We start from the raw sequence: 19404 nt of genomic DNA on the forward strand, positions 1-19404 counted from the left end.
TCGCCATGGGTATCTTTTCCATCGCCAACCAGCACCTGCGCTTCGCGATTAAGCTGGCCTTCGCCATCGTGCTGGCGCTGTTTGTCGGGTTTCATTTTCAGCTGGAAACGCCCCGCTGGGCGGTGCTGACGGCCGCGATTGTCGCCGCCGGCCCGGCGTTTGCCGCAGGCGGTGAGCCTTACTCCGGCGCCATCCGCTATCGCGGGATGCTGCGTATCGTCGGCACCTTTATCGGCTGTATGGCGGCGCTCACCATCGTGATCCTGATGATCCGCACCCCGCTATTGATGCTGATGGTGTGCTGTATCTGGGCCGGTTTTTGTACCTGGATCTCCTCCCTGGTGCGGGTGGAGAACTCCTACGCCTGGGGCCTTTCCGGCTATACGGCGCTGATTATTATCATCACCATTCAGGCCAATCCCCTGCTGGCCCCACAGTTTGCCGTAGAGCGCTGCAGTGAGATCGTGATGGGGATCGTCTGCGCGATCGTGGCGGATCTGCTCTTCTCTCCCCGCTCGATCAAACAGGAGGTGGATCGCGAGCTGGATGCGCTGATCGTTGCCCAGTATCAACTCATGCAGCTGTGCATCGAGCACGGCGACAGTGAAGAGGTCGATAACGCCTGGAGCGCGCTGGTGCGTCGTACCACCGCGCTGGAGGGGATGCGCAGCAACCTCAATATGGAGTCGTCGCGCTGGTCGCGGGCAAACCGCCGCCTGAAGGCACTTAATACCGTCTCCTTAACCCTCATCACCCAGGCCTGTGAAACCTATCTGCTCCAGAACACGCGCCCCGAGGCGATCACCGGGACCTTCCGCGAGCTGTTTGCCACCCCCGTTGCCACTGCTCAGGACGTGCATAAGCAGCTCAAACGCATGCGCCGGGTCATCGCCTGGACCGGCGAACGCGATACCCCGGTCACCATCTATACCTGGGTCGGCGCGGCGACGCGCTACCTGCTGCTCAAACGCGGCGTTATCGGCAACACTAAAATCAGCGCCACCGAAGAGGAGGTGTTGCAGGGGGAAGTGGTGGTAAAAGCCGAGTCGGCGGAGCGCCACCATGCGATGGTTAACTTCTGGCGTACCACGCTGGCCTGTATGCTGGGGACGCTTTTCTGGCTCTGGACCGGCTGGACCTCCGGAAGCGGCGCGATGGTGATGATCGCGGTGGTCACCTCGCTGGCGATGCGACTGCCTAATCCCCGGATGGTGGCGCTCGATTTTCTGTACGGCACCCTGGCGGCGTTGCCGATTGGCGCTTTCTATTTCCTGGTGGTCCTCCCGTCAACCCAGCAAAGCATGCTGTTGCTCTGTCTGAGTCTCGCGGTTATGGCCTTCTTTATTGGTATCGAGGTACAGAAGCGACGCCTGGGATCGCTGGGGGCCCTGGCCAGTACCATCAATATTCTGGTCCTGGATAACCCGATGACGTTCCACTTCAGCCAGTTTCTCGACAGCGCGCTGGGACAGATTGTCGGCTGCTTCCTGGCGATGATGGTGATCCTGCTGGTGCGCGATAACTCTCAGGCCCGAACCGGACGCGTGCTGCTGAACCAGTTCGTTTCTGCCGCCGTCTCGGCGATGACCACCAATACCGCCCGACGTAAAGAGAACCATCTGCCTGCGCTCTATCAGCAGCTCTTTTTACTGCTGAACAAGTTCCCGGGCGATCTGGCGAAATTCCGCCTGGCCCTGACGCTGATCATCGCCCACCAGCGTCTGCGCAACGCGCCGATTCCGGTGAATGACGATCTCTCTGCGTTCCACCGCCAGCTGCGCCGTACTGCCGATCATGTGATTTCAGCCTCCAGCGACGATAAGCGCCGACGCTATTTCACGCAGCTGCTGGCGGAGCTGGAAATCTATCAGGAAAAACTGCGTATCTGGGAGGCGCCGCGACAGGTGACCGAACCGGTGCAGCGGCTGGTGGGCATGCTGCATCGATACCAGAATGCCCTGACCGACAGCTAATCCTTCCTAAAACCGACGCCATAAGCGTCGGTTTTTTTGTGACTATACTTATCCTGGCGAGGACATAAACTCAAAATGGGAGGATACATGACTACCCAGTCTCTTCAGGATAGTGCGCTATTTCAGACCGGATATTTAGTCGATGGCGTATGGAAAACGCTCGATACCACATTCGATGTACTTAACCCGTCGACCGGGGCTGTGGTAGCCCAGGTGGCAAAAGCAGGCAAGAAAGAGACCGAAGAGGCCATCGCCGCCGCGAGCCGGGCTTTCCCGGCCTGGCGTGCAAAAACCGCTAAAGAGCGTTCGGCCATCCTCTATCGCTGGTATGAATTAATCATTGAAAACAAGCAGTGGCTTGGCCAGCTGATGACCACCGAGCAGGGCAAACCGCTGAAAGAGGCGGAAGGGGAAGTGGAGTACGCGGCCAGTTTCATCCAGTGGTTTGCCGAGCAGGCCAAACGCGCCAACGGCGAAATCATCCCTCCTGTTAAACCCGGCTCCCGCATTCTTGCCACCCGCGAACCCATTGGCGTGGTGGCGGCTATCACGCCGTGGAACTTCCCGATGGCGATGCTGACCCGCAAGCTGGGCCCGGCGCTGGCGGCAGGCTGTACCGGCGTGATTAAACCGGCTAATAACACGCCGCTGAGCGCCTTTGCGCTGCTCACTCTGGCTAAAAAAGCGGGGGTCCCGGATGGCGTACTCAACGCGGTGGCGGGAAATACCGCTGAGATAAGCGACGCGATCATGTATAGCCCTGAGGTGCGCAAAATCTCCTTTACCGGCTCGACGGCGGTGGGCAAAACCCTGATGCGCAATGCCGCCGAGACCATGAAAAAAGTGTCGATGGAGCTGGGCGGGAATGCGCCTTATATCGTCTTTGACGATGCCGATATCGATGCGGCGGTGAAAGGGGCAATAGCCAATAAATTCCGTAACGCGGGGCAGGTCTGCGTCAGCGTTAACCGCTTCTATATTCAGGAGTCGGTGTATGAGGCGTTTGTCAGCAAACTCGTCGCTGCCGTAAACGACTTAAAAGTGGGTGACGGTCTGGAAGAGGGGACCGTCGTCGGGCCGTTGATTGAACCTGCCGCAGTGAAAAAAGTGCGTGAGCATGTGGAGGATGCCGTCGCCAAAGGGGCGACGGTGCTGGCGGGCGGCAAAGCCCATGCTCTCGGCGGCAACTTCTGGCAACCGACGGTGCTGGCAGACTGCCATGAAGGGATGGCGCTTGCCAGCGAAGAGACCTTCGGACCCGTGGCGGCCTGCTTCCGTTTCACCTCTGAAGAGGAGGTGATCCAGCGCGCCAACAATACACCGTTTGGCCTGGCTGCCTATTTCTATACTCAGAATTTGCAGCGGGTGTTCCGCGTTTCACAGGCCCTTGAGAGCGGGATGATCGGCATAAACGAGTGCGCGGTATCCACGGAGCTTGGGCCTTTTGGCGGGGTGAAAGAGTCGGGGCTGGGCCGCGAAGGGTCAGTGCTGGGGCTGGAGGAGTTCCTGGAAGTCAAAACCCTGCATATCGGGGGATTATAATTGGCAGAGCGGCAGAAGCCGCTCACCTGGACGGGGTGGCTGGCATGAATATCTATACGTTTGATTTTGATGAAATTGACAGTCAGGAGGCGTTCTACCGTGAGTTTTCACGGACCTTCGGTATAGGGCAAGAGAGGGTGACGGATCTGGACTCCCTGTGGGAAATAGTGACCAGCAGCCAGTTGCCGCTACCGCTTGAAATCGAATTCATCCATTTACCGGAAAAGCTGCGCAGACGCTTTGGGGCGCTGATCCTGCTGTTTGATGAGGCGGAAGAGGAGCTGGAGGGGCAGATTCGCTTTAACGTACATTAGTGCAGGATATAAAAAAGCCCCTGCGAAGCAGGGGCAAGTCGTATATCAATACGACGAGGGTTTATTTGTACAGCTCGGCCGTGGCATGCCAGTGGTCACCGGTATTCAGCTCAGTAACGCGATAGCTGCTGGCGCCCGCTTTTTCAGCTTTTGCGGCCAGAGCCTGACGGACATCCATCGGCGAGCCGGCCACTTCACTTACGGAGATGCTCCCCATAGATTGCAGGCCTTGCGCCTGGTCGGCGTTTACCTGATGTACAGCAGCGCTGGCACCAAATGAGAGAACGGAAGCGAAACCAGCGGCGATAATTAATTTAGTGTTCATAGTCTTTACTCCTGGAGTGCAGGCTCAACGGCAAGAAGGGTTGTGCTGCTATTTTTATGCCTGGTGCCGTTGAACAGAGATATCGGGTAGTACGGGTAATACTCGGTACGACTTATTTGTACAGCTCAGCAGTTGCATGCCAGTGGTCACCTGTACGCGCTTCGATAACGCGATAGGAAGAGGCACCCTGTTCCTGCGCTTTTTTGTTCAGCATCTGGTTCATGTCCATCGGAGAGGTTCCGATCGCACCGATAGAAACGGTACCGATAGATTCACGAGACTGAGCCTGCTCGGCGTTGATCGCATCAGCAGCAAAGGCGCCGAAAGACAGGACAGAGAGAATGCTTAGTGTGGCTACGGTAGTTTTGATTTTCATGATTCTTTTCCTCGTCATATTCTTTTACTGGGGTCGTCGTTTCGTGACCCTCATCACAAAAACAAGTATACACTAATAACGGCATAAATTAATACCATGCTAATTGTTTCTTGGGTGGTCAAGAATTAAACAAGGGATTTTATATAACGAAAAGAAATAAAAAGCAGGGAGATAAGCGGGGCTTGAGCAGTTATTTCTATTAAAATTAATAAGATATGTAACTTTGATTATTTGTGCGATCTTGTGGTTTATCATTCGCTGTGTAAAAGCAATGAGGCAGAAAAACGCACTATTTGTTAAATTACAGATAACAGATTGTAGGGTGAAACGGGGCGGGAGCAGAAGGTTCCCCGCCGCGAGCGGCGGCAGGGAAGGGGATCAGAGTTCCTGTTCGAACAGTACCAGAATGGCTTCGTAGAGATCTTTCACGGAGAAACCATTGGCCGGGGTCGTGAAGATGGTGTCGTCACCGGCAATAGTGCCGAGGATACCTTCCGCTTTACCCAGCGAGTCGAGCAGGCGCGCAATCAGTTGTGCCGCACCCGGGCTGGTGTGGATCACCACCACAGCTTCGTTATAGTCGATATCCAGTACCAGATTCTTCAGCGGGCTCGAGGTGGTCGGGACGCCCAGTTCGGCTGGCAGACAGTAGACCATCTCCATTTTGGCGTTGCGGGTACGCACCGCGCCGAACTTGGTTAACATGCGGGAGACTTTCGACTGGTTGATGTTTTCAAAACCCTCATCCTGTAGAGCCTGGACAATCTCCCCCTGGGAACTAAATTTTTCTTCTTTAAGCAGCGCTTTAAACGCTTTAACCAATTCTTCTTGTTTAGAAGAGATTCGCATAAATCACCCGAAATATAGCGGTAGAAACAACATTATTATGCACATGGATGAATTTTTATGCAAACTATCTGCCCAATGTTAGGCTGAAATAATGTTATGAAAGGGAGTGATTTTATCAAAATTCGTTATCAAGGAACATGCCTGCGTCACGCCTCGCAAATAAGCTTAAAAGTAAATTAAATGTTATCAAATTGATGTTGTTTTGGTGGCTGGCGAGGGTGTATTGTAACCACCTCTTGATTCGTTGCTTAGTTATCGCATAACGCCCGATAGCTTTCCGGCAGAAGCGAAAAGCGCGTGACCGCTAATTCCTGATACATCACGATTGTATTTATTGATCTGCTGAATTAAGGTCGCCGCGACGGAGTAACAGAAAGTTAGCTCACCATAATAAGGAGTTTAGGATGAAAGTCGCAGTCCTCGGCGCTGCTGGCGGTATCGGCCAGGCGCTTGCCCTACTACTGAAAACTCAGCTGCCTGCAGGCTCAGAACTCTCTCTCTATGATATCGCCCCGGTAACACCTGGTGTGGCGGTAGACCTCAGCCACATCCCGACGGCTGTTAAAATCAAAGGCTTCTCCGGTGAAGATGCTCGCCCGGCGCTCGAAGGCGCAGACGTGGTGCTGATCTCCGCAGGCGTGGCGCGTAAGCCAGGTATGGATCGTTCCGACCTGTTCAACGTGAACGCGGGTATCGTTAAGAACCTGATTCAGCAGGTTGCTACTACCTGCCCGAAAGCCTGCATCGGTATCATCACTAACCCGGTTAACACCACTGTGGCTATCGCGGCAGAAGTGCTGAAAAAAGCGGGCGTGTATGACAAGAACAAACTGTTCGGCGTAACCACGCTGGACATCATCCGCTCCAACACCTTTGTTGCGGAACTGAAAGGCAAACAGCCAACCGAGCTCGAAGTCCCGGTTATCGGCGGCCACTCTGGTGTGACCATTCTGCCACTGCTGTCCCAGATCCCAGGTGTGAGCTTCACCGAGCAGGAAGTGGCTGACCTGACCAAACGTATCCAGAACGCCGGCACCGAAGTGGTGGAAGCGAAGGCGGGTGGCGGCTCTGCAACCCTCTCTATGGGCCAGGCTGCGGCACGTTTCGGCCTCTCTCTGGTCCGCGCCCTGCAAGGTGAGCAAGGCGTGGTGGAATGCGCTTACGTTGAAGGTGACGGCGAGCACGCGCGCTTCTTCTCTCAGCCGCTGCTGCTGGGTAAAAACGGTATCGAAGAGCGTAAGTCTATCGGCACCCTGAGCGCGTTTGAACAGCAGGCGATGGCTGGCATGCTGGAAACCCTGAAGAACGATATCGTTCTGGGCGAAGAGTTCGTTAATAAATAAGCGACGCGCTTCCCGTCAGGGCAATAAAAAACCGGAGTATGAACTCCGGTTTTTTTATGCCTGCCAACTCAGTTGGTGGCCGGGTATTCCTGAATGGTCACCTGCAGGGTCAGTTTCTTATCATCACGCATCACTTCCACCGGGATGATAGAGCCTGGCCTGATCTCCGCCACCTGATCCATGGTTTCCAGCGCCGACACGGCCGGTTTACCGTTCACCGAGACAATCACGTCGTTAACCCTGATACCCGCTTCTGCCGCTGGGCCGCCAGGGGTCACTTCGTTCACTACAATCCCCTGGATCTGATCGATTCCGCCACCCTGAGAATGCAGCGGAGCAATCTCACGCCCGCCAATACCAATGTAGCCGCGGATCACGCGTCCGTCGCGAATCAGCTTATCCATAATCTTGTTAGCGAGCTGGAACGGGATGGCGAAGCCGATCCCTTCGGGCGTTTCCCCGTCGTTGCTTTTATCAAACGAGAGGGTGTTGATGCCCATCAGTTCGCCCAGCGAGTTCACCAGCGCGCCGCCGGAGTTGCCATGGTTGATGGACGCGTCCGTCTGCAGGAAATTCTGCCGTCCGGATGGGTTCAGGCCGATACGCCCGGTTGCGCTGATGATCCCCTGGGTAATGGTCTGTCCGAGGTTATAGGGGTTGCCAATGGCCAGCACCACGTCGCCGATATGGGGCGTCCGCTTACGGTTGATGGGGATAACGGGCAGGCCGCCCGTGGCGTTGATTTTGAGGACTGCCAGATCCGTCAGACTGTCGGAGCCCACGAGCAGTGCCTCAAAGACGCGGCCATCCTGCAGCGCCACGATGATCTGATCGGCATCGTTGATCACATGTTTGTTGGTAATAATGTAGCCGCGTTCATCCATAATCACCCCGGAGCCAAGGGTGCGGATCTCCAGCTGATTATGGCTGGTGCTGTTTAGCCCACGGTTATAGACGTTAACCACCGCAGGGGCGGCGCGGCGTACTGCCTGGTTATAACTGGCAGGCGTTTCATCTGCGCTGTCGAACTGCGGCGCAGCCAGCTGATTGAACTGACGTAAAGAGGGCATCGCGGCCAGTAACAGGCCACCTACTACCAGGCCGATGGCGACCGAACGAATGAGCTTAAAAACCATGATACGGGCGTCGTTAAAGGGAGAACGCAAGCAGCATAACATGACTTATCCGGACATCACACGGGGTGATGTCCGGACAGGTACAGGCTTAGCGCAGCAGAATATAGAGCGTATCGTTACCACGCACGATCTGCAGGGCGATAACGGTAGGTTTGCTCTCCAGCACCTTGCGCATTTCGGCGATAGACTGCACGCGAACGCGGTTCACCCCGATAATCACATCGTCCTGATGAAGCCCAGCCTGCGCGGCAGGACTGCTCTTCTCGACGCTTTCGAGGGTGATGCCTTTGGTGCCGTCTTTTAACTGTCCGTCGCTTAAGGTCGCCCCCTGTAGCGCGGGAGCAATCATCTCTGCGCTGGCCGAAGAAGAGGTGCTTTTATCGAGCGTGACCTGCAGATCCAGCGGCTTCCCGTCACGCAAAATGCCAAGCTTAACCGTCGCACCCGGCTCCGTAGTGGCGATGCGCGAACGCAGTTCGGCAAAGCTGCTTAACGGTTTATCATTCAGGCTGACAATCACGTCCCCGGATTTCACGCCCGCTTTTGCGGAACCGGAATTCGGCAACACTTCGCTGACGAAGGCGCCGCGCTGCACGTTCAGGTTGAACGCTTTGGCGATATCCGCACTCATCTCGGTGCCTTTAATACCCAGCAGGCCACGTTTCACTTCGCCAAATTCAATCAGCTGCTGGGCCAGCGTGCGTGCCATGTTGCTGGGAATGGCAAAGCCAATCCCGACGCTGCCGCCGCCAGGGGCAAGAATGGCGGTGTTAATGCCAATCAGCTCGCCGTTCAGGTTCAGCAGCGCGCCGCCGGAGTTACCCCGGTTAATGGAGGCGTCGGTCTGGATAAAGTTTTCCAGCCCTTCAAGATTCAGCCCACTGCGGCCCAGCGCGGAGATAATGCCGGAGGTGGCGGTCTGGCCGAGGCCGAAGGGGTTACCCACCGCCACCGCGAAATCGCCGACGCGTAGTTTATCGGAGTCAGCAATGGCGATTTGCGTCAGGCCGGTTGGGTTTTGCAACTGCAGCAGGGCGATATCGCTCTGATCGTCACCGCCAATCAGTTTGGCATCAAACTCCCGGCCATCATTCATCTGCACGCTGATTTTATCGGCATGGCTGATGACGTGGTTATTGGTCAGGACATAGCCCTTCGCGGCGTCGATGATGACCCCGGAGCCCAGACCTTCAAAGGGCTGTCCCTGCTGGTCAGGAGCTTCATCGCCAAAATACTTCTTCAACTCTTCCGGAATACGCTGGCTTTGCACCGCGGTGCCTTCGACCTGCACGCTTACGACGGCGGGCAGGACTTTCTCCAGCATTGGCGCCAGGCTCGGCAGGGCGGCCTCGCCGGGAACCTGCGAAGGGAGTGCGGCAGCCAGCGGATACGAGGCCGACAGGGATAAACCGATACTCAATGCTAACGCGCTCAACAGCTGATTTTTTTTGTTCATTTTTGCTGGCTCTCGCAACCTGGAATGAAGGGATAACGGCCCTGAAACAGACTGATGTTATTGAATTTTAAAACGCTGAACAATGAGGTGTTTGACTAAATAATAGCTGGGGTCAGGAAGAAAGGACGGGCGCAAAGGCTGCGCCCGTAAAATTTATTTTCGATCTGCGATTAGTCGCGCTTTGCGCCACCGCGCAGCAGGCCGGAAGCCCCTTCGGAGTAGTCACGTGGCATCTGTACAGGCGCTTGATCGTTACTGGCTTCGGACTCGGCCAGACGGTTACGGAACGGATTGTTTTCCGCGCTCATCTCCGGCAGCAGGCTGCTGGAGCTTTTCGCCATGTGCTGATAAAGCTGACGGTAGTCATGCGCCATGTTGTCCAGCAGCTCGGCGCTCTGAGCAAAGTGGCTGACCAGCTCTTCACGATACTCGTCCAGTTCAGCTTTGTTCTTTTCCAGTTCGTACTGCAACGCCTGTTGCTGACGCAATTTGCGATTACCAAAACGCATGGCCACGGCGCCGATAGCGATGCCGACGACTAAACCAATTAGCGCATATTCCCAGGTCATGAACTTCTCCCGTTGTCTTGTGGTTCCGTAGGGTGTTGGCTCGGCTCCATGCCAGGGCCTGATTATGCCACTATAACCGCTATTTCCTTAGAAGTGGAATCCCGCCGCATCATCGCGTACTGTAGAACGGCCTTTTTTTCGTCAACTGAGCAGTCTGACGGGTATTAATTGAAGGAATAACAATAACATTATGCAAAGTCTCTCCCCTACATCGCGTTATCAACAGGCCCTGAGCGAGGGCTCCCACCAGCCAGATGAGGTACAGCGTGAAGCGGTAAGCCGTCTGGACGGCATCTGGCATGAGCTGACGGCCCGGCCAGCCGAAGCTGCGCCTTCCGGTGGGTTAAAAGCCGCATTTGGACGGTTGTTGGGCAAGAAAGCGCCGCAGAGCGTCACGCCAGTGCGGGGCTTATATATGTGGGGGGGCGTCGGGCGCGGCAAAACCTGGCTGATGGATCTTTTTTACCAGAGCCTGCCGGGGACGCGTAAGCAGCGTCTTCACTTTCACCGCTTTATGCTGCGGGTCCATGAAGAGCTGACGGCCCTGCAGGGGCAGAGCGATCCGCTGGATATCGTCGCTGAGCGTTTTAAAGCTGAAACCGATGTGCTCTGCTTCGATGAGTTTTTTGTCTCGGATATTACCGACGCCATGCTGCTGGGCGGATTAATGAAAGCGCTCTTTGACCGGGGTATCACCCTGGTGGCGACATCAAACATTCCGCCAGATGAGCTCTACCGTAACGGCCTGCAACGTGCCCGCTTCCTGCCGGCTATCGCGGCGATTAAAGAGCATTGTCACATCATGAATGTGGATGCCGGCATCGACTACCGTCTGCGTACGCTGACCCAGGCCCATCTGTGGATTTCGCCGTTGAATGACGACACGCAACAGCAGATGGACAAGCTGTGGCTGGCGCTTGCCGGCGCGGAGCGGGGTAACGCCCCGGTGCTGGAGGTAAACCATCGTCCCCTGCAAACGCTGGGCGTCGTCAACCAGACCCTCGCCGTGTCGTTTGCCACCCTCTGTGTCGATGCCCGCAGCCAGCATGACTATATTGCGCTCTCGCGCCTGTTCCATACGGTGATGCTGTTTGAGGTGCCGGTGATGACTACGTTGATGGAGAGTGAAGCCCGACGTTTTATCGCGCTGGTGGATGAGTTCTACGAACGCCACGTTAAGCTGGTGGTGAGCGCAGCCGTGCCTTTATATGAGATCTATCAGGGGGAGCGGCTGAAGTTTGAGTTCCAGCGCTGCCTGTCACGCCTGCAGGAGATGCAAAGCGAAGAGTATCTGAAGCGCCAGCATATGCCGTAAATCTCCTCCGTTAAGCGCGCAAGGCCGGATAAGGCACCACCGCCGCCCGGCTTTTCGGCTCCCCGTAAAAACCCGCTTCAAATCACAATTAAGGGTCGATCTTTACCCCTGACTTCTCTATAATCTTGCGACCCCACGTTACAAGAAGGTTTTTTTCCCAAAACTTTCTCTGCGCCGGCATAGGCTATTCGAAGGGGTAGGTTTGCTGGACAATGTCGTGTGAACCTCAACTACTAAACGTTTGGGTGTTCACCAACGTGTAACTTATTTATTTGGGTAAGCTTTTAATGAAAACTTTTACAGCTAAACCAGAAACCGTAAAACGCGACTGGTATGTTGTTGACGCGACCGGTAAAACTCTGGGCCGTCTGGCTACCGAACTGGCTCGTCGCCTGCGCGGTAAGCACAAAGCGGAATACACTCCGCACGTCGATACCGGTGATTACATCATCGTTCTGAACGCTGACAAAGTTGCTGTAACCGGCAACAAGCGTACTGACAAAGTGTACTATCACCACACCGGCCACATCGGCGGTATCAAACAAGCGACCTTTGAAGAGATGATTGCCCGCCGTCCTGAGCGTGTGATTGAAATCGCGGTTAAAGGCATGCTGCCAAAAGGCCCGCTGGGTCGTGCTATGTACCGTAAACTGAAAGTTTACGCAGGTAACGAGCACAACCACGCGGCACAGCAACCGCAAGTTCTTGACATCTAATCGGGATTATAGGCAATGGCTGAAAATCAATACTACGGCACTGGTCGCCGCAAAAGCTCCGCCGCTCGCGTGTTCATCAAACCGGGCAGTGGTAAAATCGTAATCAACCAGCGTTCTCTGGAACAATACTTCGGTCGTGAAACTGCCCGCATGGTAGTTCGCCAGCCGCTGGAACTGGTTGATATGGTAGAAAAACTGGATCTGTACATCACCGTTAAAGGTGGTGGTATCTCCGGTCAGGCAGGTGCGATCCGTCACGGTATCACCCGCGCTCTGATGGAGTACGACGAATCCCTGCGTTCTGAACTGCGTAAAGCTGGCTTCGTTACTCGTGACGCTCGTCAGGTTGAACGTAAGAAAGTGGGTCTGCGTAAAGCACGTCGTCGTCCACAGTTCTCCAAGCGTTAATTGCTTTCTGCTTCGGCAGACAACAATTTGCGAAAAACCCGCTTCGGCGGGTTTTTTTATGGCTCATGCTCAACGCATCCACATCCAGACGCCCTTTCTGACCTCTTTTTCCGCATTTCCAGAATACCCTCACCACAAAGGTCGCAAAATCTGGTAAACTATCATCCACTTTTCTGCCCAAATAATGGTGAATGCTCGATTTTTGTTCTCTTTTTGAACAAGAGTAGGAATTCCCTGGGATGGGCAACAAAACATCTGGCTGGCCTGTATGGCCGGTAGCAGTAAAAATTCTGAATATACCTGGAGGTTTTCATGGCTGTCGCTGCCAACAAACGTTCGGTAATGACGCTGTTTTCTGGTCCTACTGACATTTATAGCCATCAGGTTCGTATCGTGCTGGCCGAGAAGGGTGTCAGTTTTGAGATCGAGCATGTGGAAAAGGATAACCCGCCTCAGGATCTTATTGATCTCAACCCAAGCCAGAGCGTACCAACGCTGGTGGATCGTGAGCTGACCCTGTGGGAATCCCGTATCATTATGGAATATCTGGATGAGCGTTTCCCGCATCCGCCGCTGATGCCGGTCTATCCGGTTGCGCGTGGGGAAAGCCGTCTGTACATGCAGCGTATCGAGAAAGACTGGTATACGCTGATGAACGTCATTGCGAACGGTTCCTCTTCGGAAGCCGATGCTGCGCGTAAACAGCTGCGTGAAGAGCTGCTGGCGATCGCACCGGTGTTCGGTCAGCGTCCGTTCTTCCTGAGCGATGAGTTCAGTCTGGTGGATTGCTACCTGGCTCCGCTGCTGTGGCGTTTGCCAACCCTGGGTGTTGAATTCAGCGGTCCTGGTGCGAAAGAGCTCAAAGGTTATATGACGCGCGTATTTGAACGCGACTCCTTCCTTGCTTCTCTGACTGAAGCTGAACGTGAAATGCGTCTCGGCCGGGGTTAATCATTGTGGAAATGTCACAGCTTTCTCCGCGCCGTCCGTATCTGCTGCGTGCCTTCTATGAATGGCTGCTGGATAACCAGCTCACGCCGCACCTGGTAGTGGATGTGACGTTACCGGGCGTGCAGGTTCCTATGGAATATGCACGTGACGGGCAAATTGTGTTGAACATTGCGCCGCGCGCGGTGGGTGGTCTTGAGCTGGCGAACGACGAAGTTCGCTTTAACGCCCGCTTTGGCGGCGTTCCGCGTCAGGTTTCTGTGCCGCTGGCTGCTGTACTGGCTATTTACGCACGGGAAAACGGCGCGGGCACCATGTTTGAGCCGGAAGCGGCTTACGATGAAGACGTTTCCAGCCTCAATGATGAGCATGGCGCGACCGAGAGTGAAAGCGAACCGGTCATGTCGATTATCGATGGCGATAAGCCCGATCACGACGATGATCCAGACGACACCCCGCCGCCACGCGGTGGGCGTCCGGCGTTACGTGTAGTGAAATAAAAAAAGGGCCCCATGGGCCCTTTTTTTGTCTGATATTTAGAATCATCAATATATTGTTATTTTATTATTTTTGGCAATGATGTTTATCACACTATATATCCTAAAGCATATTTTTTTATTTCCTTAAAGCATTCGTAACTATGATGAATTGCTTTTGGTTATTGGGTGGGTTTATTTTTATGAAAAGAATTAGCCGTTGATAGAAGCTTCAATATAAAATTCCTTCTCGTGTTCGACGCGCTAACTTTATGAAAATAAATATCTTTAGAAGTTATGAAAGGTTGATGTAGCGAACTTAAATGATGGCCGTCATTTTATCCTGTAGTCTTGTCGACACTGTTTCTTACAAATAGTCTATGAATGATATATTTCATAGTAAAGCGTATCTGGTTGTTAAAACATGGCCAACCGGGAAAGTTGCTGGTTAATAACATTAAGGAAAGAATAAAATGACTCTGTTTAAAAAGAACGTAGCCACTCTGGCTGTGGGCGCTGCACTGCTGGTCTCTGCTCAGGTGAATGCTGCTGACGATGTCACCATGAAAGTCTCTGGCACCATTCTTCCCGCTGCGTGCACCCCGGCATTAAGCAATAGCGGTGAAGTCGCTTTTGGTTCCATTGCTGCCTCGTCAATTCGAAAAGCTCCCGCTGGCAATGCCCTGGTGCAGCTGGGTTCTAAAGATATTACCTTAACCGTAACCTGTGATGCCGCAACAGCTATTGGCTTCACCATGGCCGATAACCGCGCCAGCTCCGCTGTCACCCTCTCTTCCAGTGCATATGTTAATTCTGTATTCGCAGGTGGCCCGAGCATCACACAAAGCTATTTCGGCTTTGGTCTGGGTGTGGCGACCAATGATGCGAAAATCGGTGCCTATACTGTCGCCGTAGATGGCGCAAAGATGACTGCAGATAGCGTAGCGGCAGACCTGCTTGTTTCTGATAATAACGGGGCAACCTGGCGTGCCGCGTCTTACGGGAACCAGAGTAATGATAACTCGCGTATTGTTACTGTAGGTCAGGTAGGTTCCACAGAACCGAAGATGTTCAAAGAAATGACTGTACCGATGAAAATTGCCGCAGCCGTGCAGCCCAGTTCTGTACTGGGTGCTGATGAAATTGTTCTGAACGGTAATGCCACTCTGAGCCTTGTTTATCTGTAAGCCATAAAAATAATGAGTGCGGCGATTTAATAATAAAAACACGCCGCACTCCATTTGAATATTTGACACCTGTTACTGTCAAACAATTACATTTCAGGATTCATAATACCCTTTCTGGGAGTTAATAATCTTTTCCATTATCGCAGCTGAAGGGCATGTTATGAAGCGTAGCATTATTTACTCTCTTTTATTTATTTCTGTGCAGAGTTACGCCTCCGGTATGGTACCCGAAACATCGGTATTATTAATTGATGCCGACAAAGGGGAAGCCAGTATGAACGTGAGGAATACGGATTCCAGACCTGCGTTGCTTTATACTAATATTGTGGATTTGCCAGAAAGCGATAAAGGTGTTCGCGTTATTGTTTCTCAACCCGTTGTAAGGGTTGAGGCGGGGGCCGTACAGCGAATGCGTTTTATGCTGCAGTTACAAAAGCCGCTGATGCAGGAAGAGCTCAAAAGAGTAACCTTCGAAGGTATACCACCCAGGGAAAAGGGCAAAGAGCGGGTTGCAGTCACCATTCGCCAGGATTTACCGGTAATTATTCATCCGGCGGGGCTCGCCCAGGATCTCATTCCCTGGAAGCATCTTAAATGGCATAAGCAGGGCAATTCTCTGGTCGTCACCAATCCCTCAAATTATGTGGTTCGTATGGCGGCCGGGTTTACAACATTACCATCCGGTCAACAGGGTGCGCTGAAAAATACCTATTTACTGCCGCACACCAGCACGACCGTAGCCTTACCCAATAAAGCGGATACGGAAGTGCATTTTTATCCCGCCAGCCGTTATGGATACAAAGGTGAAAAATATATAGCACCATTACAGTAAGTCGTTCAGGGAAAACAAGGATGTTTAAAAGAACGCTGCTTATGTGTGCAGTCAGTATGTTCTGCGCACGCCAGGGGAAAGCCGTTGAAATCGACGCAGGCTCTCTCGAATTTGATAGTGAAACCTTAAGGTCGCTGGGCATCGATCCCACGGTTTCGTCATATTTTGCTGAGAAATCACGCTTTATGCCCGGGCAGACAACGGTTACGCTGAAAGTGAACGGGCAGAATAAAGGTCGCGTGCTGGCGCATTTCCAGCGGCAGGGCGAGCTTTGCTTCGACAAGTCATTAATGGAGCATGCGCATATTCGTATCCCCAGCGACTATCAGAAGGGGTGTTACGATTACCTGAAGCAGCATCCCCAAACCGTCGTAAAGGCCGATCCCGGCCAGGAGATGATCGAGCTGGTGATCCCCCCTGAAGAGATCGCCCAGCCGGGTAAGGCCGTTACGGATTTTACCATGGAGGGAACCGCCGCCGTGCTTAACTATTCCGCCATGTCTTCGCGCAACGAATATAGCGGCGGCAGCGCCACCTGGTCACAGGCGCAGCTTGAAGGTGGGGTGAACGTTGCCGGGTGGCTACTGCGTACCAACCAGTTATTAAGCCAGTCGGAAGGCAAGTTCAACAGCGAAAACAGCCAGACCTATTTGCAGCGCACCTTTGTTAATTTGCGCACAACCGCACAAATGGGTGAAGTCAGCATGAATAACGGACTGCTGCAGGGGACCAGTCTGTACGGCGTCTCCCTGTCGCCGGAAAGCGGTCTGGATGCGCAGCAGAGCATGGTCAGGGTGAGCGGGATCGCTAATACCTCGCAGGCGCGCGTAGAGATTCGCCAGCAGGGTACGCTCGTCTATTCGACCCTCGTTCCGGTGGGGCCCTTTACGCTTACTGATGTTGCTCTGCGCAACTACACCAGCGATCTCAGCGTAACGGTTGTCGAGACCGACGGCACCCGGCACAGCTATACGATCCCTGCCTCACTCTTTCTGCAGAGGCTGGGTAATCCGGCTGGTCTGTTTCTGGCGTTTGGCCAGGTAAGCGATGATTACAACAAAAAACCGCTGGTGCTGAGCGCGTCGGGCGGCTGGCGGCTGCTGCCCGGGAGTAATATCAACCTGGGGGCAATACTGGCCCGGGATTTCCAGGCCGCTGGCGTCGGCCTGAATACGGCGCCTTCTTCTTCGACCCTGCTGAGCCTGAAGGTCAATCAGTCCTATGACCATGAAAACGCGCGCCAGGGACAAAGCTATCGTCTCGAAGCCAGCCTGACGTCAGCGATAGGCATCAGCGTGACCGCGTCGGCGGGCTATTACTCGCCGGGCTATCGGGAGTTCTCGGAGTTTATTGACCGCGGTTTTACGGCGATCAAAAAGCATGACTATGCCGTTGGATTGCAGTGGCAAACCAGCAAGGCAGGGACGTTCAGCGCCAGCCTTTACGAAACGAAGAACCGCAACCAGTCCGGCAAAACGCGGTATATCAACGCGGGATGGGGAAGCAATCTGTTTTCAGCCTATGTTTCGGCCAACTGGCAGCATCAGCTGAGCGATACCAACGGTAAAAAAGACGATCTGTTCTACTTCAATGTCAGCTTCCCGCTCGGCAAAAGCAACGTAAACACTTACGTCCGCCGGGAGGGCAGCTCCACCCGCTATGGCTCCACGGTGATGGGAAATATCTCGAATGAAAATGGTTATTCATTGGGGGCAGAGTTTGACCAGAAAGAGAAGGACCAAAGCATCAGCGCGGGGCTAAGCAGTAACCTGCACTACTCCCAGCTGATGCTTAACGCCAGCATGGCCAACGATAGCCAACGCAGCTATTCGGGCTCTCTGCAGGGCGGCATCGTGGCGCACGGAGAAGGCGTCACCTTTTCGCCGTTGCCGGTGCGTGACACCTTTGGAGTTGTCTCGCTGGATCAGCCGATTGCCGGTATTAAAATCGACACGCCGCAGGGGCCGGTATGGACGGATGCCCGCGGCTACGCGGTGCTGCCTTCGCTGAACGCGTGGCAAAACTCGCGTGTGGAGTTACATACCGAAACGTTGCCAAAGAATATGGATGTTGGCAACGGGACTCGTTTCCTGAGTCTGGGCAGGGGATCGGTAAGTAAGGTTCATTTTGCGGCTATAACCCAGCGCCGCGTCTTGCTTGAAGTGACCATGCAGGATGGTAAAAAGCTGCCGAAAAACAGAGCCATTATGGATACGCAAGGCAACTACCTTACCACCTCGGTTGATGATGGCGTGGTATTTCTGAACAACGCCAGCGCGCGACAGGGGCTGGTGGCGCTGGATGAATCCGGGAGTTGCCGCATTCAGCTGACCCTGCCAGAACAGGCGCAGACGAACGTATTTTATGAAACGGCAAAAGGAGTATGCCAATGAAATATTATCTGCTGCTGGCGGCGATAGGGTTAATACCATGCCAGAGCCTGGCGGAGTGCCAGCTTATCGCCAGCCAGCAAAAGATCGCCTACACCCGGCTAAGCCCGGCCGAGCGACAGCAGGCTACCGGGCCGTGGATAACGCTTCCGGAAAAACAGATTAAAGTGCAGGTGAGCTGTAGCGAACCGCAGCGAATACGGCTGTTTTTCGGCAGCGACCTGCCGCATAACGGCACCTTCTCATTCGGTAGCGAAGGGGAGATGCTCATTACGGCAGCACATGCGTACGTTGACGATCGTCCGGTGCGTCTTGCGTCGGTAAACAGAGCGGATACCGTGCTCCGCTCCGGGAGCAGTGAAACGTTACAGGTGTCGCTGAACGAGGGGCTGGCATTCAGCAACGGCGATGAGGTGTTTGGCAAAAATGCCTCGGTCTCCCTGCTGGTGGCGGCGCGCGTTAAACCCGGTCCGGTGACGGAACAGACCACCTGGCGCGGAAACCTGAATATAAACCTGGAGGCGCAATGATGCGTGGTTTTTGCCTGCTACTTGCGGCCTTCATGGCGGTGCCTGTCATGGCAAGTGACACCGTCAGTATTGATTTTGAGCTTACCGCCGATGCCGCTGCCTGCACGCCCGTCCTGAGCAATAATGGCGTTGTGGATTTCAATTCGCGCAGCGCCGGGAGCTTATCACGCAACGCTTTTACACAGCTGGGAACCCGGGATCTGGTTTTGAGCATCACCTGTGAATCGTCCACGGCGGTAGCCATCACCGCGCGGGATACGCGGGCCACTTCGGTCGTCTGGGGCAGGGATAATCAAGGCCAGGAAGGGCCACGTTTTCAGATTAACGGCGGTCAGTATGTCAGTGAGCCATCACGGCTGTTTGGCCTGGGCATGACGGCGGAAAACAAGCCCATCGGCAGTTATGCCGTGCAGATTGATGCCATGAATGTCATCGCATCAGATGGCGATCGCAGCGTGGCGGTGGAGGTTGCCGGTGCGGTAAATTCGAAAGGAACCTGGGAAAAAAGTGACCTGCTGCCGTTGCCAACAAAGCAGGATTATTTTTATACCCTGGTGCAAAAAGGCACGCTGGCTCCGCAACCCATCAGCACAGCCACGATACCGTTGCAGGTTAGCGCCACGGTGGCGAACGCGTTAGGAAGTAGCCAGACGATTAAGCTGGATGGTGAAGCCGTTATCAGCCTTGTTTACTTGTAATCGGATCGGCGAGCAGGCCCG

20 protein-coding genes are annotated in these 19404 nt (G+C 54.2%); 14 read left to right on the forward strand and 6 right to left on the reverse strand.

Translation table 11 applies throughout. The features are described 5' to 3' along the window. Positions 1–5: 5 nt before the first annotated feature. The 3 genes from aaeB (at position 6) to B3X29_RS19640 (ending at position 3829) form a co-directional block, all read left to right on the forward strand. Positions 6–1973 (forward strand): p-hydroxybenzoic acid efflux pump subunit AaeB, encoded by a 1968-nt coding sequence (gene aaeB, locus B3X29_RS19630; protein ID WP_263950221.1) that lies wholly within the window; start codon positions 6–8, stop codon positions 1971–1973. A gap of 87 nt (positions 1974–2060) precedes the next feature. After that, entirely contained in the window at positions 2061–3515 is a 1455-nt protein-coding gene (locus B3X29_RS19635; protein WP_103177223.1) for an NAD-dependent succinate-semialdehyde dehydrogenase, read from the forward strand. A gap of 44 nt (positions 3516–3559) precedes the next feature. After that, positions 3560–3829 carry a barstar family protein gene (locus B3X29_RS19640; protein WP_103177222.1) on the forward strand — a complete coding sequence of 90 codons (270 nt, stop codon included), beginning with the start codon at positions 3560–3562 and terminating at the stop codon, positions 3827–3829. Between the two features lie 61 nt (positions 3830–3890). Here the strand turns inward: B3X29_RS19640 and yhcN (B3X29_RS19645) are convergent, their stop codons facing one another. From yhcN (B3X29_RS19645) to argR, 3 genes are all read right to left on the reverse strand, one after another. Then, the gene (yhcN, locus tag B3X29_RS19645; protein ID WP_103177221.1) at positions 3891–4154 is read right to left on the reverse strand and encodes a peroxide/acid stress response protein YhcN; all 264 of its coding nucleotides are present in this window, start codon (positions 4152–4154) and stop codon (positions 3891–3893) included. Between the two features lie 112 nt (positions 4155–4266). Continuing rightward, positions 4267–4530, reverse strand: a complete 264-nt coding sequence (yhcN, locus tag B3X29_RS19650) for a peroxide/acid stress response protein YhcN (protein ID WP_103177220.1) — start codon at positions 4528–4530, stop codon at positions 4267–4269. A gap of 378 nt (positions 4531–4908) precedes the next feature. After that, on the reverse strand, positions 4909–5379 hold the full coding sequence (gene argR / locus B3X29_RS19655) for a transcriptional regulator ArgR (RefSeq protein WP_103177219.1): 471 nt from the start codon (positions 5377–5379) through the stop codon (positions 4909–4911). 404 nt (positions 5380–5783) lie between these two features. Here argR and mdh point away from each other — a divergent pair, with 404 nt between their 5' ends. Beyond that, on the forward strand, positions 5784–6722 hold the full coding sequence (gene mdh / locus B3X29_RS19660; protein ID WP_103177218.1) for a malate dehydrogenase: 939 nt from the start codon (positions 5784–5786) through the stop codon (positions 6720–6722). Between the two features lie 68 nt (positions 6723–6790). Here the strand turns inward: mdh and degS are convergent, their stop codons facing one another. The 3 genes from degS to zapG all read right to left on the reverse strand — a co-directional run bounded on the left by degS (position 6791) and on the right by zapG (position 9883). Beyond that, the gene (gene degS, locus B3X29_RS19665; protein ID WP_103180994.1) at positions 6791–7858 is read right to left on the reverse strand and encodes an outer membrane-stress sensor serine endopeptidase DegS; all 1068 of its coding nucleotides are present in this window, start codon (positions 7856–7858) and stop codon (positions 6791–6793) included. 88 nt (positions 7859–7946) lie between these two features. Next, entirely contained in the window at positions 7947–9314 is a 1368-nt protein-coding gene (degQ, locus tag B3X29_RS19670; RefSeq protein WP_103177217.1) for a serine endoprotease DegQ, read from the reverse strand. Between the two features lie 170 nt (positions 9315–9484). After that, on the reverse strand, positions 9485–9883 hold the full coding sequence (gene zapG / locus B3X29_RS19675; RefSeq protein WP_103177216.1) for a Z-ring associated protein ZapG: 399 nt from the start codon (positions 9881–9883) through the stop codon (positions 9485–9487). Positions 9884–10073: 190 nt separating this feature from the next. Between zapG and zapE the strand changes: the two genes are divergently transcribed. From zapE to B3X29_RS19725, 10 genes are all read left to right on the forward strand, one after another. Then, a complete protein-coding gene (gene zapE, locus B3X29_RS19680; protein ID WP_159339878.1) occupies positions 10074–11198 on the forward strand; it encodes a cell division protein ZapE in 1125 nt (374 codons plus the stop codon). Positions 11199–11485: 287 nt separating this feature from the next. Further along, a complete protein-coding gene (gene rplM, locus B3X29_RS19685; RefSeq protein ID WP_024551131.1) occupies positions 11486–11914 on the forward strand; it encodes a 50S ribosomal protein L13 in 429 nt (142 codons plus the stop codon). Positions 11915–11929: 15 nt separating this feature from the next. Further along, complete coding sequence (gene rpsI / locus B3X29_RS19690) at positions 11930–12322, forward strand: 30S ribosomal protein S9 (RefSeq protein WP_003860436.1); 393 nt, start codon at positions 11930–11932, stop codon at positions 12320–12322. Between the two features lie 312 nt (positions 12323–12634). Then, on the forward strand, positions 12635–13273 hold the full coding sequence (gene sspA / locus B3X29_RS19695; RefSeq protein WP_103177214.1) for a stringent starvation protein SspA: 639 nt from the start codon (positions 12635–12637) through the stop codon (positions 13271–13273). A 5-nt stretch (positions 13274–13278) separates the two neighbouring features. Next, positions 13279–13770: a ClpXP protease specificity-enhancing factor gene (gene sspB / locus B3X29_RS19700; protein WP_103177213.1), complete on the forward strand. Its 492-nt coding sequence runs from the start codon at positions 13279–13281 to the stop codon at positions 13768–13770. Between the two features lie 449 nt (positions 13771–14219). Continuing rightward, positions 14220–14933 (forward strand): DUF1120 domain-containing protein, encoded by a 714-nt coding sequence (locus tag B3X29_RS19705; RefSeq protein ID WP_159339879.1) that lies wholly within the window; start codon positions 14220–14222, stop codon positions 14931–14933. A gap of 160 nt (positions 14934–15093) precedes the next feature. Further along, complete coding sequence (locus B3X29_RS19710; protein ID WP_159339880.1) at positions 15094–15765, forward strand: fimbria/pilus chaperone family protein; 672 nt, start codon at positions 15094–15096, stop codon at positions 15763–15765. Between the two features lie 20 nt (positions 15766–15785). Then, a complete protein-coding gene (locus B3X29_RS19715; RefSeq protein ID WP_159339881.1) occupies positions 15786–18158 on the forward strand; it encodes a fimbrial biogenesis usher protein in 2373 nt (790 codons plus the stop codon). After that, positions 18155–18685, forward strand: coding sequence for a hypothetical protein (locus tag B3X29_RS19720; RefSeq protein ID WP_159339882.1), 531 nt, complete (start codon positions 18155–18157; stop codon positions 18683–18685). The genes B3X29_RS19715 and B3X29_RS19720 overlap by 4 nt, the downstream gene beginning before the upstream one ends. After that, entirely contained in the window at positions 18682–19383 is a 702-nt protein-coding gene (locus B3X29_RS19725; protein ID WP_236560472.1) for a DUF1120 domain-containing protein, read from the forward strand. The genes B3X29_RS19720 and B3X29_RS19725 overlap by 4 nt, the downstream gene beginning before the upstream one ends. The last annotated feature ends 21 nt before the right edge of the window (positions 19384–19404 follow it).

The organism is Leclercia sp. UBA5076 (assembly GCF_002416465.1).
Classification (GTDB): Bacteria; Pseudomonadota; Gammaproteobacteria; order Enterobacterales; family Enterobacteriaceae; genus Enterobacter.